The sequence below is a fragment of the Kosakonia radicincitans DSM 16656 genome, assembly GCF_000280495.2.
GTDB lineage: Bacteria > Pseudomonadota > Gammaproteobacteria > Enterobacterales > Enterobacteriaceae > Kosakonia > Kosakonia radicincitans.
This window is the reverse complement of record NZ_CP018016.1, coordinates 5,384,984-5,401,012: the sequence shown is the minus strand read 5'-3', so window position 1 is coordinate 5,401,012 and position 16,029 is coordinate 5,384,984. Positions and strand designations below refer to the sequence as shown.

Sequence of the window (16,029 nt, the reverse complement as noted above, 5' to 3'; positions counted from 1 at the left end):
TGATTCATGCAACGTAATCACCTGTTTATCAAAGCATCCTGCCGTACATTAAAAAGGCACAATAAATGCGTGGATATAGGCGGACATGAATCATAGCGTGCGTCGCAAGATGCTCAGAGTCGTCGGGATCATCATAGGAGTCATCCTGCCGGTGATGCTGTCGCTATGGTTTGCACATATCCGAGCAGTAAATGAAACTGCCTTCCAGCTCCGCTCTTTTGCCCACCTGGCGTTAAATAAAACTGAAGTGGTTATCCAGCAAGTGGATAGCGTTCGCACCGCGGCGGAAAAATTTCACGGTCAGATATGCTCGCAGGAGCATCGCAAAGCGATGCTGGATATTGTGCGCAGCAGTTTGTATGTTGCCGATCTCATTTATGCGCATGGCGACCAATTTTTATGCTCCAGCGTTATTGCCCCCGCGCAATCGTATGCTATTGCGCCCGCAGAGTATAAACGCTCGCCTGACATTGCTATTTATTATTACCGCAATACCCCCTTTTATGCCGGTTATAAAATGGTCTATATGCAGCGCGGTAATTACGTTGCAGTGATCAACCCTCTTTCTTATAGCGATGTCGCCTCGGAAGATGACGCGCTGGCGTACGGCGTCTACGACACCGTAAGCGAATTATTTTTCTCCCTCAGTAAAAGTGCGCATCTGGAGACGCTGAAGAAGCTGATCCACAGCCAGGCATCAACCTTCCAGCAGGACGGGCGTTTTTACACCATCGCGCATTCGGATAAACGTCCAATTGCTATCATCGTGTCGACCTCTAATGCGCACTATTTTCAGGCGCTGTACCATCAGGTGATGCTGCTGCTACCGCTGGGGCTAATTTGCAGTGTGATCCTTTGTTTAGTGTGGTCACGAACACGACAAGAATTTAACTCGCCCCGCCGTATGCTCCACCGCGCGTTAACCAAACGCCAGCTCCGACTCCACTATCAACCGATTATCGATATTAAAAATGGCGCCTGCGTCGGCGCTGAGGCGTTGTTACGTTGGCCGGGTTTTAATGGTCAGGTGATGAGCCCGGCAGAATTTATTCCGCTGGCGGAAAAAGAGGGGATGATCGAACGCATAACGGATTATGTCGTCGATGAAGTGTTTAGCGATCTCGGCGACTTCCTGGCGGTGGTGCCGCATCTTTATATTTCGATTAACTTATCGGCTGCGGATTTTCACTCTTCACGCCTTATTTCGTTGATTTCCAATAAGATAAGAGAACACTCGGTACGCGCGGAGCAGATTAAGATCGAAGTGACGGAGCGCGGGTTTATTGATGTGCCAAAAACCACGCCGGTGATTCAGGCGTTTCGTCAGGCGGGCTATGAAGTGGCCATTGATGATTTTGGTACCGGCTATTCCAACCTGCACAACCTCTATTCGTTGAATGTCGATATCCTGAAAATCGACAAATCCTTTATCGACACGCTGACCACCAACAGCACCAGTCATTTGATTGCTGAACATATTATCGAGATGGCGCAGAGCCTGCGTCTGAAGATCATTGCCGAAGGCGTGGAGACGGCAGAGCAGGTGAGCTGGCTGCTGAAGCGAGGTGTGCAGTTCTGCCAGGGCTGGCACTTTGCCAGAGCGTTGCCGCCTGAGGACTTTAAACTCTGGGTGCGGCATCCGCCCTCATTAAAATGATGGCGGGCCGCGTATTCCATCAGAAGAACAGTTTTGCCTCCAGCATTGCCGACGTTTCCCGGTCGCTTTTATTCCCGGCCTGCACACCTACGCTGCCGCGCAGTGAGAAATTCTGCGTAAACTGACCTTCTACTCCCGTTTTAATTTCGGCCGCATTGCGGCTGTCCGTCAGATCAACCTGCGTGCCATCAAGAGATGCGCCGAACTGCCGGGTGTTATGTAGCCAGTTCACTTCGGCGAAGGGCTGGAAGGTGCGGTGCAGACTATTATCCAGCGTGAGGTGGCCGTACAGTCGCACGCCAGCGCGTGCCTGCACGTTGTTGCTCCCCCTGTTTTCGACAGCGGTGCCGTTGGCCTCGGTAAGCGAATCCGCCTTGACGCCCATCCAGGTCAGTTGCGCCTTTGGCTGAAGATAGAGGCCGTTATTTCGGCTGCCCACCAGTTGCCAGCTATAGCCGGATTCAACCGCCGCCGTGAAGCCGCGGGATTTCCAGGTCTCGGTTTCCAGCGTATCGCCGGAAAGGGTGTTATCGAACCAGTTGTACTGCGCCCAGCTATCTATATATGCACCTTCGCGCGTGTCGTTATTCTGCAGCCACGTTGCATAAATACCTGCGCTGTAACCGCTGATCATGCTGCTTGCGTGGTTACCGTTATAGCGGTTTTGCGCGTGACTCTTCTCCCTCGCGTAGCCTGCCATAATGCCCAGTTGGTAACGTTCTTTATCCGTGTTCCACTGGGCAATGTTACCCCCCAACTGCGCAACATAGCGGTTGCTGCGGATATCCAATTGGTTGCCTGGCGTGAACTGGCCGCTATAACCGCCGGTATTACGTAACCACAGGCTGGAGGCCGTTTCCTCACCGTTCGTCTGACGGTTTTGCAGGTGCGTAGTAAACAGGCTGTTGGCCGCCGCCAGGTTGGCGCCATACAGACCCGCTTCCGGGCGTATCGCGCTATTTCCCTGTGCCGGAAGTGCGCTGGTCAGATACCAGTAGGTTGCTGTCTGGTCTTTAGTGTTTTGCAGGGTGTAATCGTATGCGCCAGCGACTATACGATTGCCCTGACGGAACTCGCCGTCAGCTTTCCCGACCACGGCAATCAGCCCACTACCTTCTATCGCGCTGGCGCGCCTGCCGCCCAGGTGATTTACCTGTACGCGCGTACTTCCGCTGACATCGCCCGCGATAACCATCTGGCCCGTGGCGGCGGGATCGCTGCTCTGTGTGGCATTAAAGACGAGTGTACTGCCGTTGGTTCCTTCGTAATTGCCTTTAATAATCAGTGTGTTGATCTCTTTTTCTTTACCAGTAGATAATGTTCCGGCATTTTTCAGGCTGCCCTCAATAACTGCATCGCCATTTACAATAATATTGGCGTTATTGATGACGGCTTTGGTGGGGGCATTCATCAGTAGCGTGGCGTTATCAAGCACGATTGCGCCTCGATTTATATTAACCTGCTCAAAACCTCCGGAGGTTTGTTTATCTTTCAGCGTCCATATGGCGTCACCCTCTTTTTCCAGATAATTAATACCGGTGATCGCATTGCTATTGCTGGCATTAATATTGCCCGTATTTAAAAAGCGTGATAACGAAATAGAGGAGTCACCGTTACCGCTCAACACTAGTCTGTTATTTCTGACGGTGTTATTTTTACTGTCATAAGCGTCATCAATGTTGACCGTGCCGTCAATCCGCCAGCCTTTCTCAAGCGTCAGCGTAAATGATTGCTGACCATCCACACCGATAGCAAAATAACCGGCATCCGTTGCTGAAATAAGCCCGGAGTTCATGATGTCAACATCACTATTCTCCGTAGAAAAAAAGAGGGTTTTTCTGGCGCCGGAAATTTCACCGGTATTAATGACATTTATTTTATTTGCGCTGATGGGGTAAAAGTGCAGAACGCCATAATTATCTGAATGCATTGTGCCGTTGTTGATGATATTCAGATCGCCGCCCCGCGCAGAGTGCAGCAGGATGAGGTCATTGTCCGTGGTGAGCATCTTCCCTTTGTTGATTAAGCTGAAGGAAGTCGCTTCGCCTAACGAGGCGGAAAACAAAGAATTCATCACTAAAGTGCCGTTGTTTTCAATGTGCAGGGTAGCGTTTTTCTGCGGCGTGAACAGGAATAATCCCCCCTCGCTGTAAAACTCACCGTTATTCACTAACGAGAGTGAACCACTATAATCTGCACTGAAAAGAACATCAGTTAAATGAATTATTGAGTTGTTTTTTATTGAAATATCCGCATCTTCTTTTTCTGCCAGAATAACATCCGGGCCGATGTTGGTTATTTCATCGAGTGTAAAGTCAATGTGTTTATTATCATTAGCCGAATCAGGCGCGTTAATGCTTTTAATTCGGCTTTTTTCCGGTGGTGTGTAGGCCGTTATCGCTATTGTACTGGTGGCCCATAGTGCAGTAATAACGGCAATAAATACTTTATTGAAAGCATGATGGAGAAGCATATTCATTCCATTGAAAAAATGTATCGAACTTACAGACGTACAGCCCTGTGAATATTTAATGAGGTTCGTCGGCAGAGATAACTGACGTGCTTTATAATGGATTTTCTATTTTATAAGGGTGAAAGACAATCTGTGGTCAGTTAATTCGGAATTTTAATTCCGACCCTGCGCGAAAAGCGGCATTATTCCGCTGAAACAACAATCCGGAAAAATAGTCACTGCATTGAACGCGAATCAGAGAGGAGACAATTTTATCGCTGGTGAGGGAGGATACGGCGGTAAAACCTGGGCGGGCAGTGAAGATTTACCACACCTGCTCGCCCTGAAAGCTGCGTTGATGGTTGTCAGGCCTGGTGCCGGTAATCGCTGGGGGTGCGATCGAATTCACGGCGAAACACCCGCGAAAATGTCTGCTGTGAGACGTAACCTAAATCCATCGCAATATCAAAAATAGGGCGTTGCGTGGTGCGCAGCGCTTCGGCTGCCAGCAGTAATCGGCGCTGGCGAATATAGTCGCCCAGCGTTTGATGCATCACGGTACGGAACATTCTCTGTAGATACCACTTTGAATAACCTGACTTTCTGGCGACTACATCAATGTTCATTGGTTGGTCGATATGTTCATCAATCCATTCGATAAGTGCCTGAATAATTTGCTGATGGGACATAAAGCTTCCTCATTTCCCGATTCGTCGTTTTGTCTGGGAGCGAGTATAATTCCTCAAGTTAACTTGAGGTAAAGAGGTTTTATGGAAAAGAGAATGCCACGCATTAAAGCACTGCTCAGCCCCGGAGAAGTGGCGAAACGTAGCGGGGTGGCCGTCTCTGCGCTGCACTTTTATGAGAGCAAAGGGCTTATTAAAAGCCTGCGCAATAGCGGCAATCAGCGGCGGTATACCCGCGATGTGCTGCGCTATGTGGCGATCATCAAGATTGCCCAGCGCATTGGTATTCCGCTGGCGACCATCGGCGAAGCGTTCGGGGTTTTGCCGGAGGGGCACACCCTGAGCAAAAAAGAGTGGAAGCAGTTGTCGTCGCAATGGCGGGAAGAACTGGACCGGCGTATTCATACGCTGGTTGCTCTGCGTGATGAGCTGGATGGCTGCATCGGCTGCGGCTGTTTGTCGCGCAGTGAATGTCCGTTGCGTAACCCAGGCGATCAGTTGGGGCAGCAGGGCACCGGCGCGCGCTTGCTGGAAGATGATTGAAATGCATAAAAAACTAAAGCGCCCGTTGGGGCGCTTTAGTCGTTTTCCGGTCTTTGTCTTTCGCTCTATCCCGTTCTGTACAGGAGGGTTTCCCCCGACATCAGCCCCCCTCAGGTATGTTGGAGGTTCCGGATTGTGCTGATACTTTTAGTGTAGTTTCCTTATGCAAAATTGCTACTTTTTTGCTCAATTTTTTTCAGGAAATTTCATCCGCCGTTCCGCTGATTTTCTATAGTTAATGCGTCAATCCGCACAGGAGTAAACCATGCTTACGGTGCATCACCTGAACCAATCGCGCTCGCAGCGCATTCTCTGGGCTTTGGAAGAGCTGGGCGTGCCGTACCAGATCGTCCGTTATCAGCGTGAAAAAACCATGCTGGCACCCGAATCGTTAAAAAAAATCCATCCGTTGGGCAAATCGCCGGTGGTGGAAGATAACGGGCTTATCATCGCTGAGTCCGGTGCGATTCTTGAATATTTGCAGGAAACCTACGATCCCGAACACCGGTTTGCGCCGCAAACGGGAAAAAGCAAACAGGATTATCGCTTCTGGCTGCATTACGCCGAAGGTTCGCTGATGCCGCTACTATTGGTGAAACTGATAATGACACGCCTTGGCAAACCGCCTGTGCCGTTTGGCGTGCGCAGCGTCGGTAAGCTGCTGGCGAGTGGTGTGGAGAAAACCTTTCTCAACCGACAACTGGAAACCCACGCACGTTTTATTGAAGCGGAACTGGCGCAGCATAGCTGGTTTACCGGCAATCAACTCAGCATGGCGGATATACAGATGAGTTTCCCCGTATTCGCGCTGCTGGCGCGTGGTGGCGTGGATGATTTACCCAATTTACGGGCGTGGAAAAAGCGGGTGGAAATGCGTCCGGCCTGGCAGCGGGCGATTGTCCAGGGCGGGCCGGTTGATTTCCCCGACGGCTAAGAATGTTCGTAATATGTTGCAAAGTTGCGCACCGACGATAACGTTTGCGCATCGTCCGCCTGGATCTTCGCCGCTATAAGCAAAATTTAGCAAAAAGCGGCAAAGTTCAGTTGAAAAGCGCCATATAAACGCTGGATAATCGTTTGCCTTTTTTTGACCACCCGTTGTATGCGCGGAGTTAAACGTTTGCTTTTTTGTGGCCCCTTACCACAACGCAGCACAGGGAGATGATGTTTAACCGGCAGTGGACTGTCCACCACGCAATACAATGCACAATAAAATTCTCAGGGGATGTTTTCTATGTCTACGCCTTCTGCGCGTACCAATGGTTCGCTTGACGCACTGTTTAAAATTTCTGCCCGCGGCAGTACCGTTCGTCAGGAAATCGTTGCCGGTTTAACCACGTTCCTCGCGATGGTCTATTCGGTGATCGTGGTGCCTGGCATGCTGGGTAAAGCAGGTTTCCCGCCTGCCGCAGTTTTCGTCGCCACCTGTCTGGTCGCCGGTGTTGGCTCCATTGTGATGGGGTTGTGGGCGAATCTGCCGCTGGCCATCGGCTGCGCTATCTCTCTGACCGCGTTCACCGCTTTCAGCCTGGTGCTGGGTCAGCACATCAGCGTGCCTGTCGCGCTTGGCGCGGTGTTCCTGATGGGCGTGCTGTTCACCATTATCTCCGCGACCGGCATCCGTAGCTGGATCCTGCGCAACCTGCCACATGGCGTTGCGCACGGCACCGGCATCGGTATCGGCCTGTTCCTGCTGCTGATTGCCGCAAACGGCGTTGGTCTGGTGATCAAAAACCCGCTGGACGGTCTGCCGGTTACGCTGGGCCACTTCGCCAGCTTCCCGGTGATCATGTCGCTGATCGGCCTGGCGGTGATTATCGGTCTGGAAAAATTGAAAGTGCCGGGCGGCATCCTGCTGACCATCATCGGCGTTTCCATCGTTGGCCTGATTTTCGATCCGAGCGTGCACTTCTCCGGTATTTTAGCCATGCCATCGCTGAGCGATGACAAAGGCAACTCGCTGATCGGCAGCCTGGATATCGTGGGTGCGCTGAACCCGGTGGTGTTGCCGAGCGTGCTGGCGCTGGTGATGACGGCGGTGTTTGACGCCACCGGTACTATCCGTGCGGTAGCGGGCCAGGCTAATCTGCTGGATAAAGACGGCCAGATCATCGATGGCGGCAAAGCGCTGACCACCGACTCACTGAGCAGCGTCTTCTCCGGTCTGGTTGGCGCGGCGCCGGCTGCGGTGTATATCGAATCGGCGGCAGGTACGGCGGCTGGCGGTAAAACCGGTCTGACAGCAATTACCGTCGGCGTGCTGTTTCTGTTGATCCTGTTTCTCTCTCCGCTCTCTTATCTGGTTCCGGCGTATGCCACCGCGCCAGCGCTGATGTACGTAGGTTTGCTGATGCTGAGCAACGTGGCGAAAATTGATTTTGCTGACTTCGTGGATGCGATGTCCGGCCTGATCACCGCTGTGTTCATCGTGCTGACCTGTAACATCGTTACCGGCATCATGATCGGTTTCGCCTCGCTGGTGATTGGCCGTGTAGTTTCCGGTGAGTGGCGCAAGCTGAACATCGGGACTATCGTGATTGCGGTTGCACTGGTTGCTTTCTATGCAGGCGGCTGGGCAATCTGAACCATAAACGGTTACATAATGGGCGACTCCGGTCGCCCATTTTTTTTGCCCACAGCCCGGTTTCTTTGCGTTAAGCTGAATGCTCTGGCCTCAAGGTCTGAGACCGCTATAACAAAACATCGCAAACAGGGAACGCATGGAAATATTTTTTACCATTCTTATCATGACGCTCGTGGTATCGCTCTCGGGCGTCGTCACGCGTGTACTACCTTTTCAAATCCCGCTGCCGTTGATGCAAATTGCCATCGGCGCACTGCTGGCCTTTCCCACATTTGGCCTGCATGTCGAGTTCGATCCCGAACTGTTTCTGGTGCTGTTTATCCCGCCGCTGCTGTTCGCTGACGGCTGGAAAACACCGACGCGCGAGTTTCTCGAACATGGCCGCGAAATCTTCGGCCTTGCGCTGGCGCTGGTGGTGGTCACCGTGGTTGGGATCGGCTTCTTAATCTACTGGCTGGTGCCAGGCATTCCGCTGGTGCCCGCTTTCGCGCTGGCGGCGGTGCTGTCGCCAACCGATGCGGTGGCGCTCTCCGGCATTGTCGGTGAAGGGCGCATTCCGAAAAAAATCATGGGTATTTTGCAGGGCGAAGCGTTGATGAACGACGCTTCCGGCCTGGTGTCACTGAAATTCGCCGTCGCCGTGGCGATGGGCACGATGGTTTTTACCGTCGGCGGCGCTACGGTCGAGTTTATGAAAGTGGCGATTGGCGGCCTGCTGGCGGGCTTTGTGGTGAGCTGGCTGTACGGCCGTTCGCTGCGTTTTCTCAGCCGCTGGGGCGGCGATGAACCGGCCACGCAAATCGTGTTGCTGTTCCTGCTGCCGTTTGCTTCTTATCTGATTGCGGAACATATCGGCGTCTCCGGCATCCTGGCCGCCGTTGCGGCGGGGATGACAATTACCCGTTCCGGCGTTATGCGCACCGCACCACTGGCGATGCGTCTGCGCGCTAACAGCACCTGGGCGATGCTGGAATTTGTCTTTAACGGCATGGTGTTCCTGCTGTTAGGCCTGCAATTGCCGGGGATCCTGGAATCCTCGCTGGTGGCGGCGGAAGCCGATCCGAATGTCGAAACCTGGATGCTGTTCACCGATATCGTGCTGATTTATGCCGCGCTGATGCTGGTGCGTTTCGGCTGGCTGTGGACGATGAAGAGGTTCAGCCTGCGTTTCTTACATAAAAAGCCGATGGAATTTGCCTCCTGGAGCGATCGCGAGCTGCTGATCGCCACCTTCGCCGGGGTTCGCGGGGCTATCACGCTGGCCGGTGTACTCTCCATTCCGTTGCTGCTGCCTGGCGGCGATGTCTTCCCGGCGCGTTACGAACTGGTGTTCCTTTCCGCCGGGGTGATCCTCTTCTCGCTGTTCGTTGGCGTCATCGCGCTGCCGTCGCTGTTGCAACATATTGAAGTGCGCGACCACGCTCAGCAGCACAAAGAAGAGCGGATGGCACGGGCGGCGACTGCCGATGTGGCGATTGTCGCGATCCAGAAAATGGAAGAGCGCCTGGCGGCGGATGCCGAAGAGAATATCGATAACCAGTTGCTGACGGAGGTCAGCTCGCGGGTGATTGGTAATCTGCGACGCCGCGCGGATGGGCGCAATAACATCGAAAGCTCATTGCAGGAAGAGAATCTGGAGCGCCGTTTCCGTCTGGCGGCGCTGCGCTCTGAACGCGCCGAGCTTTACCACCTGCGCGCCACCCGGCAGATCAGCAACGAGACGCTGCAAAAACTGCTGCACGACCTCGATTTGCTGGAAGCGTTGCTGCTGGAAAATAAATAATTACCTTCCGGGGCGGGCTTTCCCGCTCCTTTCCCCGCGCCATAAAAATCTAAAATTCTGGTGACATCCGGGCATGCTCTGTGCAGGATGAGGTTTTTCATTTCAGGGAATTACCATGAGTGCAAAAACGGCATCGCTAGAAGGCCGGATCCGACAGCACTGGGATCAACTCTCCAGCCACGAGCAGCGGCTGGCAGATGTACTGCTTGCCGCTCCTGGACAACTGGCGATGAATACCGCCACCGAGCTGGCGCAAAGCGCAGGCGTTTCCAAAGCCACCACCACCCGTTTTTTCCGCCATCTTGGTTATGAGAGTTATGAAGCAGCACGCCGCCAGGCGCGCGAAATGCAAAGCAGCGGATCGCCGCTCTACCTGCAAGCCGCGCCAGGCGCATCGCCGATGGACAGCGTAATGCAGCAGCACCTGGAAAAAGAGATCGCTAACCTGGTGAACAGCTACCGCACGCTGGATAGCGCGCAGTTGCAGGAGGCGATTGCCGCCATTGCCCATGCGCGTCGCGTGGTGGTGATGGGCTGGCGGCACAGCCAGACTATTGCGCAATTGATCTATCGCGACCTGGTGCATGTGCACTCCGATGTGCGATTGTTGCCGCGGCCTGGCGATTCGCTGGCTGAACATCTGGCGGCGCTCGGCCCACAGGATGTGGCGATCTGCGTTGGCCTGCGGCGGCGGATGCCTGCGCTGGATGCCGCCATGAGCGCGCTGGCGGAACGGCAAGTGCCGATGCTTTACCTGGCGGATGTGCTCTCCGGCAAACCGGCGCGCCATGCGCAATGGGTGGTTCGCTGCCACACCGATGGCAGTATGCTATTTGACAGCACCGTCGCCCTCTCCGGCGTGTGCAATCTGCTGTGTTCGCTGGTGGCCCGCCAGATGGGCAAAAGCGGCAACGATCACCTTGCGCAGGTTGAAGCGCTGCATCAATCCCTTGACGAACTCGAATAACGCCCCATTCTGGCGCAGGTTGCGCCAGATTTTTCCCCAAAAGAGTGCCTGTCGCCTTACCCTGGCTGGTGTAGCGCCGTCTTTTAAGAAACAATAGAAATTAAAATAAAAATTAAAGAAACAAATGTTTCTTTATGATTTCATGAAGAAAAGATGTTTCTTGTGGTGACGGTTTAAGCAGTAGTGAAAAAACTGGCACAAAAAGTGCTCATCAGAAAAAGACATTTCACCAACACCAGGGAAACACCACAATGAAAAAAACAGCACTGCTGATCGCCGCTCTTCTTTCCGTGGGCACACTGGCGCAGGCACAGGCCGATACGCTGTCCGACATCAAGAGCAGCGGCAAAATGACGGTCGGCATCGACCCCACCTTTCCACCGTATGAATACACCGACGATAAAGGCGAGATCACCGGGTATAGCGTGGCGATCATGCAGTCGTTCGCCAAAGATCTCGGTGTAAAACTGGAGTTTCAGAAAACCGCATTCAGCGGCATTTTGCCGGGGCTGATTTCCGGGGCGTTCAATGCCGAAGGCTCCACGCTTAATGTGACGGCCGAACGTGCCAAAAAAGTGCTTTTTACCGTGCCTTACAGCAAAACGGTGAACGGCGTTCTGGTGCGTGAGGATGAAGCGAAAGCCCTGAGCGGCAAGCCGCTGAGCCCGGAAAGTCTCTCTGGCCTGCGCGGCGCGGTGAAAACTGCCAGCGTGCCGGAGCAACTGCTTAAAGGCTTTAATAGCGAGCTGAAAAAAGCCGGGAAAAAACCGATCACCATCATCAGCGTCGATTCCCTCGATCAGACTGTCAGCACGCTGATGACCAAACGCGCCGATTTCGTCTATGACGATATTTCAGTGCTGGCACCCGTGGCGAAAAAGTATGCCGGTAAAGTCGCGCAGGTGGGCGAAGTCGGGCCATCGCAATGGATGGCGTGGGCGACGCGCAAAGAGGACAGCAGCCTGAACAAAGCCATCAGCGACCACATTCTGGCGATGCAGAAAAGCGGTCAGTTGGCCCAACTGCAACAGCAGTATCTCGGCACCACCTTTACCGTTCCGGCCAGTGATTTCATTCCTCAGGAGTAATTATGTGCCAATCCCACCTGACGGTTCCGGCGGGCCACGGCAAAACCTTCCGTGTGCGTAAAGGGCAGTTTATTACCGTTATCGACAGTGAAGGGCAGCAGGCCGCCGATTTTGTGGCGGTCAATGCTGACAATCTGAACGAGAAGTTATCGCCGGTGCATACCCGTCAGCAGTTGCGCTCGCTCTTTTTTGCACCGGGCGATGCGCTGTGGTCGAGTGAAAACCGCCCGCTGCTGCGCATCGTTGCCGACACGATTGGCATTCACGACGCCAACGTACCGGCCTGCGATCGGACGCGGTTTAGCGTTGATTTCGGTGTCGAAGGGCACCGCAACTGCGTGGATAACCTGCTTGAAGGGATGAAAGCGCACGGCGTGACGTACTTTACGTTGCCGGAGCCGTTCAACCTGTTTCAGAACGGCCCGGTTACCGCCGACGGGCGTATGGAAGTGACCGATCCGCACAGTAAAGCCGGGGATTACATCACTTTCGAAGCCCTGTGCGATCTGATTTGCGCCGTCTCATCCTGCCCGCAGGACATCATTCCTGGCAACGGGTTACAGGTGACGCCGATTGATATCCGCATCAGCGACCACTTCCCCACAGAGGAGACGCACCATGTTGTTAATGCGTGAGGAATTCGTGGAAAACGCGGTGCGCCCGCTGGCGGCGCCGGTGGATGTAGCCGCCGGAAGCGTCGGATCGATTCGCGTGCTGCGCGGCCAGTTATTGCGCATCACGGCAATGGGCGATGGCGCAGTGGCGTCGCTGTTTGGCTTTAGTGTGGAGGATCCGGCGGTCTGGCTCTCGGTGCACCACACGCGTGTATTCAGCAACAGCTACCTGCTCGGTTCTGGTATGCGTATGGTCACTAACCGCCGTCGCCCGATGATGGTGTTAGGTAAAGATCGCGTGAAACGCCACGACCTGCTGCTACCGGCATCGACCCGCGCGTTTCTGGCGGAAAAGGGCTATGACGGCGAAGGGTGTATCGAAGCCGTCAGCGCAGAACTGGCGCGACGGGGGATGAACGTGCCAAAACTGCCCGATCCCATCAACCTGTTTATGCATGTCCGCTTAACGCGCGACGGCCGCATTGTGCCGGAAACCAATCTCACGCAGGCAGGCGACAGCATTACCTGCCGGGTGGTGATGGATACGCAGTTTATTGTCTCCGCCTGCAATACCGGCATTGAGGGGAATGATAAACCCGCGCCGCTGCGGTTGTCGGTGGCGGAAAACCTGACCGGCTTTGGCCCGGAGTAATTAATGGGGCTGGAGCAACAGGTACTGACCGCGTTGCCGGAGTTAGGGCGCGGGTTGCTGATGACCCTGCTGTTAACGGTGCTGGCGTCGCTGGTGAGCGTGGTGATGGGGCAACTCGGCTGCTTCCTGCAACTGCGCCGGGCCTGGATCTGGCGAACCTTCGGCCGCTTGTATGTCAGCCTGATGCGCGGGACGCCCGCGATTGTGCAACTGTTTGTGGTGTTTTTTACCCTGCCGAAACTGGGGCTTGGCGGGCAGCCGTTGCTGGCGGCGGTGCTGGCGATCGGTTTAAACAGCGGCGCGTATGTTGCTGAAATCCTGCGCGTTAACCGAAGCCTGGTCACGCCCGGGCAACTGGAAGCAGCGCGGACGCTGGGGCTGAGCCGCCTGCTCACCTGGTGGTATGTCATTAACCCGCAGGTGCTGCGCGCCAGTCTGCCGATGCTGGTGAATGAGTTCACCATTCTGCTGAAAACCACGCCGCTGGCCTCGGTGGTGGCGCTGACGGAGCTGACGTTTGCCGGGCAGATCGTCATCGCGCGTACCTATGAAGCCACGCAGGTACTGTTGCTGGTGGCGGCGGGATATCTGTTGATTGCGCTGCCGCTGACCACTCTTGCGCGGCGGCTGGAAGCGAAACGGAGGCCGGCATGATGGACTGGCAGGCCATTATTGATGCGCTTCCCTCGCTGGGTGAAGGGATGGCGGCAACATTGCAACTCTGCGCGATGGCGGCGATCTGTTCGTTGCTGTGGGGAGCGTTAATGGCGGCGGCGTTAATGCGAGCGTCACGCTTCTGGCAGTGGTTATTGTGGGTGTACAGCAACATCACGCTGGCGCTTCCGCTGCTGGTGGTGATTTATCTGCTCTATTTTGTGCTGCCGGAGTATGGCATCACGCTCTCATCGCCGGTTGTCGGCGTGCTGGCGTTAACGCTCTATTACGCGCCCTATATTGCGCAGGTGATCCGCGCGGCCATTGAGGCGTTGCCCAAAGGGCAGTGGGAAGCCTGCCGGGTTCTCGGACTCAGCCGCCGCGAGCAGTTGCGCGATGTGGTGCTGCCGCAAACCCTGCCGCAGATGCTGTCGCCGCTGGTTGGTCTGATGATCGGCCTGATTAAAGACTCGGCCCTGCTGTCGATTGTCTCGGTACAGGAGTTTATGTACGCCGCCAAACAGGCGATATCGGAAACCTATGCGCCGCTGGAGATCTACCTGACGGTCGCGCTCTGTTACTGGCTGCTGAACAGTCTGCTTGACTGGCTGGCGCGCCATTTTGAATCCCGTATGACGCGCTATCGTCGCGGCATGCAACATGAATAAACCAGGAGAGAATCATGTCTGCTGAATTGCAGCACCGTGAGGTGGTTACGGTTCCGGCACGTTATGGCAAAGCCGTGCGCTTAAATAAAGGGGAAGCGGTGCAGGTGATCAATCTGCACGGTACGCAGGTGGTGGATTGCTGGGCCTATAACGCCAGCGATGTCAGCGAATATATGTGTATGGAAGCGACAAGAGTATGGAATCAGCGCCTCAATCCGCGCGTGGGCGACAGCTTTATCACTGACCAGCGCCACCCGATTCTGACGCTGGTGGCGGACACTTCACCGGGCGTACACGACACATTTATGGCCGCCTGCGATGCCCGCCGTTATGAACTGTTAGGCTGCACCGAGCCGCATCGTAACTGCCATGACAATCTGCACGAAGGGATGGCGGAACTGGGCGTGATGCTGCCCCATGGCAATCTCGCATCCTTCAATATTTTCATGAATATCCAGGTGCAGCCGGATGGCATTACCCTGAAGACGCTGCCGGTCGTGACGAAGCCAGGGGATTACATCATTCTGCGCGCGGAGATGGATTGCTATGTGGCATTTTCGGCCTGCCCGCAGGATATCGTCAGCATTCAGGGGCAGGGAGATAACACCCCGCGCGATGTGGAAGTGCGTATTCTGACGGCAGGATTTCCGCAGGTGAATCTGCAAGGGCCGTGGGTGCCGGGCAACGCCGCCTGAGTTACGCTTTCCCCGTGGGCAATGATGGAGCGTCCGACTCAAGCCAGAACCCTTCACAACAGCTTAACCACGCCTGCGCACTGTGGGAAAGATAGACGCCTTCGCGCCAAATCATCCCCAGTTGCCAGCGTAAATCGCTCTGCAAAGGAAGCCAGCGCAGGGTTTGTTTATCCAGCCGCTGGCAGATCGGTTCCGGCAGAATGGCTATGCCGACGCCCGCCTGCACCATCGCTGCCAGAAAATCCCACTGCCCGCTCCGCACAGCGATGCGCGGCTTCACGCCGTGCTGATTAAAGAGCTGCATCAGCTGGCGGCTGAGGGCAAAATCTTCGTTGTAGATAAGCAAAGGGTGCTCGCCTAACTCTTCCGGCGCGACCGCTTCGTGTTTCAGCCAGTTGCCGGAGCGAGGTACCAGCACACACATTGGGTAGCTGAACAGTGGCATTGTCGCTAAGCCGCTGTCATCTTCAACCGGCAGCGCGGTCATCGCCAGATCCAGCTCGCTATTGCTTACCGCATGCTGCACCGTCAGACCGCCAAATTCGGCAATTTTCAGCTCGACGCCGGGATAACGCTGGCGAAACAAGCTGATCGGCCCGGCCATCAGCATGCCCACCATTGGCGGAATGCCGAGGCGCAACAGGCCTTTGTTCAGATGATTGATATCGCCAAGCTCCGTTTCCAGTTGCCGGAATTCGGCGAGGATCGCCATGCCGCGTTCAAACACCACGCGGCCGGTATCGGTCAGCAGTAATTTGCGACCATCGCGAATCAACAACGTGCAGTTGAGTTCATCCTCAAGATTTTTCAGCATCTTGCTGATGGTCGGTTGGGTGACGAACAGGCGCTCCGCCGCGCGGGTGAAACTTTGCTGGCGTACCACCTCGACAAAATAGCGCAGCGTTCTGATGTCCATAATGATTCCCTGGAACTCTGTATGCGATGAGTTTAATTCATTTCGGCAATGGAAGTGCGCTCTCTGTAAC

15 protein-coding genes are annotated in these 16,029 nt (G+C 54.8%); 12 read left to right on the top strand and 3 right to left on the bottom strand.

Annotated features, from left to right (window positions below):
• Positions 1–85: 85 nt before the first annotated feature.
• Entirely contained in the window at positions 86–1,657 is a 1,572-nt protein-coding gene (locus Y71_RS25975) for an EAL domain-containing protein (RefSeq protein ID WP_007372467.1), read from the top strand.
• Positions 1,658–1,676: 19 nt separating this feature from the next.
• On the opposite strand, the gene Y71_RS25970 is transcribed toward Y71_RS25975, so the two are convergent.
• Both Y71_RS25970 and soxS read right to left on the bottom strand, forming a co-directional pair.
• Positions 1,677–4,130: an autotransporter outer membrane beta-barrel domain-containing protein gene (locus tag Y71_RS25970; RefSeq protein ID WP_007372468.1), complete on the bottom strand. Its 2,454-nt coding sequence runs from the start codon at positions 4,128–4,130 to the stop codon at positions 1,677–1,679.
• 344 nt (positions 4,131–4,474) lie between these two features.
• A complete protein-coding gene (gene soxS, locus Y71_RS25965; RefSeq protein WP_007372469.1) occupies positions 4,475–4,798 on the bottom strand; it encodes a superoxide response transcriptional regulator SoxS in 324 nt (107 codons plus the stop codon).
• Between the two features lie 81 nt (positions 4,799–4,879).
• On the opposite strand from soxS, the gene soxR reads away from it, so the two are divergent.
• The 11 genes from soxR (at position 4,880) to Y71_RS25905 (ending at position 15,043) form a co-directional block, all read left to right on the top strand.
• Positions 4,880–5,338: a redox-sensitive transcriptional activator SoxR gene (soxR, locus tag Y71_RS25960; RefSeq protein ID WP_035886898.1), complete on the top strand. Its 459-nt coding sequence runs from the start codon at positions 4,880–4,882 to the stop codon at positions 5,336–5,338.
• Between the two features lie 265 nt (positions 5,339–5,603).
• Entirely contained in the window at positions 5,604–6,272 is a 669-nt protein-coding gene (locus Y71_RS25955; protein ID WP_007372471.1) for a glutathione S-transferase family protein, read from the top strand.
• A 300-nt stretch (positions 6,273–6,572) separates the two neighbouring features.
• The gene (ghxP, locus tag Y71_RS25945; RefSeq protein WP_007372473.1) at positions 6,573–7,922 is read left to right on the top strand and encodes a guanine/hypoxanthine transporter GhxP; all 1,350 of its coding nucleotides are present in this window, start codon (positions 6,573–6,575) and stop codon (positions 7,920–7,922) included.
• A 136-nt stretch (positions 7,923–8,058) separates the two neighbouring features.
• Entirely contained in the window at positions 8,059–9,705 is a 1,647-nt protein-coding gene (locus tag Y71_RS25940; protein WP_007372474.1) for a Na+/H+ antiporter, read from the top strand.
• Between the two features lie 115 nt (positions 9,706–9,820).
• Positions 9,821–10,672 carry a MurR/RpiR family transcriptional regulator gene (locus Y71_RS25935; protein WP_007372475.1) on the top strand — a complete coding sequence of 284 codons (852 nt, stop codon included), beginning with the start codon at positions 9,821–9,823 and terminating at the stop codon, positions 10,670–10,672.
• A gap of 251 nt (positions 10,673–10,923) precedes the next feature.
• Positions 10,924–11,760, top strand: a complete 837-nt coding sequence (locus Y71_RS25930) for a transporter substrate-binding domain-containing protein (RefSeq protein WP_007372476.1) — start codon at positions 10,924–10,926, stop codon at positions 11,758–11,760.
• Positions 11,761–11,762: 2 nt separating this feature from the next.
• Positions 11,763–12,395, top strand: coding sequence for a DUF1989 domain-containing protein (locus Y71_RS25925; protein WP_007372477.1), 633 nt, complete (start codon positions 11,763–11,765; stop codon positions 12,393–12,395).
• Positions 12,379–13,026, top strand: a complete 648-nt coding sequence (locus Y71_RS25920; protein WP_035886900.1) for an urea carboxylase-associated family protein — start codon at positions 12,379–12,381, stop codon at positions 13,024–13,026. Before Y71_RS25925 ends, Y71_RS25920 begins: the two co-directional genes overlap by 17 nt.
• Before the next feature lie 3 nt (positions 13,027–13,029).
• On the top strand, positions 13,030–13,680 hold the full coding sequence (locus Y71_RS25915; RefSeq protein WP_007372479.1) for an amino acid ABC transporter permease: 651 nt from the start codon (positions 13,030–13,032) through the stop codon (positions 13,678–13,680).
• On the top strand, positions 13,680–14,348 hold the full coding sequence (locus Y71_RS25910; RefSeq protein WP_007372480.1) for an amino acid ABC transporter permease: 669 nt from the start codon (positions 13,680–13,682) through the stop codon (positions 14,346–14,348). Before Y71_RS25915 ends, Y71_RS25910 begins: the two co-directional genes overlap by 1 nt.
• A 14-nt stretch (positions 14,349–14,362) precedes the next feature.
• A complete protein-coding gene (locus Y71_RS25905) occupies positions 14,363–15,043 on the top strand; it encodes a DUF1989 domain-containing protein (protein WP_007372481.1) in 681 nt (226 codons plus the stop codon).
• A 1-nt stretch (position 15,044) separates the two neighbouring features.
• Here Y71_RS25905 and Y71_RS25900 read toward each other — a convergent pair whose 3' ends face one another.
• On the bottom strand, positions 15,045–15,959 hold the full coding sequence (locus tag Y71_RS25900) for a LysR family transcriptional regulator (RefSeq protein WP_007372482.1): 915 nt from the start codon (positions 15,957–15,959) through the stop codon (positions 15,045–15,047).
• Between the last annotated feature and the right edge of the window lie 70 nt (positions 15,960–16,029).

Coding starts and splice junctions, on each gene's coding strand:
- Y71_RS25975 (WP_007372467.1), top strand. CDS start 86: ATGAATCATAGCGTGCGTCGCAAGATGCTCAGAGTCGTCGGGATCATC.
- Y71_RS25970 (WP_007372468.1), bottom strand. CDS start 4,130: ATGCTTCTCCATCATGCTTTCAATAAAGTATTTATTGCCGTTATTACT.
- soxS (WP_007372469.1), bottom strand. CDS start 4,798: ATGTCCCATCAGCAAATTATTCAGGCACTTATCGAATGGATTGATGAA.
- soxR (WP_035886898.1), top strand. CDS start 4,880: ATGGAAAAGAGAATGCCACGCATTAAAGCACTGCTCAGCCCCGGAGAA.
- Y71_RS25955 (WP_007372471.1), top strand. CDS start 5,604: ATGCTTACGGTGCATCACCTGAACCAATCGCGCTCGCAGCGCATTCTC.
- ghxP (WP_007372473.1), top strand. CDS start 6,573: ATGTCTACGCCTTCTGCGCGTACCAATGGTTCGCTTGACGCACTGTTT.
- Y71_RS25940 (WP_007372474.1), top strand. CDS start 8,059: ATGGAAATATTTTTTACCATTCTTATCATGACGCTCGTGGTATCGCTC.
- Y71_RS25935 (WP_007372475.1), top strand. CDS start 9,821: ATGAGTGCAAAAACGGCATCGCTAGAAGGCCGGATCCGACAGCACTGG.
- Y71_RS25930 (WP_007372476.1), top strand. CDS start 10,924: ATGAAAAAAACAGCACTGCTGATCGCCGCTCTTCTTTCCGTGGGCACA.
- Y71_RS25925 (WP_007372477.1), top strand. CDS start 11,763: ATGTGCCAATCCCACCTGACGGTTCCGGCGGGCCACGGCAAAACCTTC.
- Y71_RS25920 (WP_035886900.1), top strand. CDS start 12,379: ATGTTGTTAATGCGTGAGGAATTCGTGGAAAACGCGGTGCGCCCGCTG.
- Y71_RS25915 (WP_007372479.1), top strand. CDS start 13,030: ATGGGGCTGGAGCAACAGGTACTGACCGCGTTGCCGGAGTTAGGGCGC.
- Y71_RS25910 (WP_007372480.1), top strand. CDS start 13,680: ATGGACTGGCAGGCCATTATTGATGCGCTTCCCTCGCTGGGTGAAGGG.
- Y71_RS25905 (WP_007372481.1), top strand. CDS start 14,363: ATGTCTGCTGAATTGCAGCACCGTGAGGTGGTTACGGTTCCGGCACGT.
- Y71_RS25900 (WP_007372482.1), bottom strand. CDS start 15,959: ATGGACATCAGAACGCTGCGCTATTTTGTCGAGGTGGTACGCCAGCAA.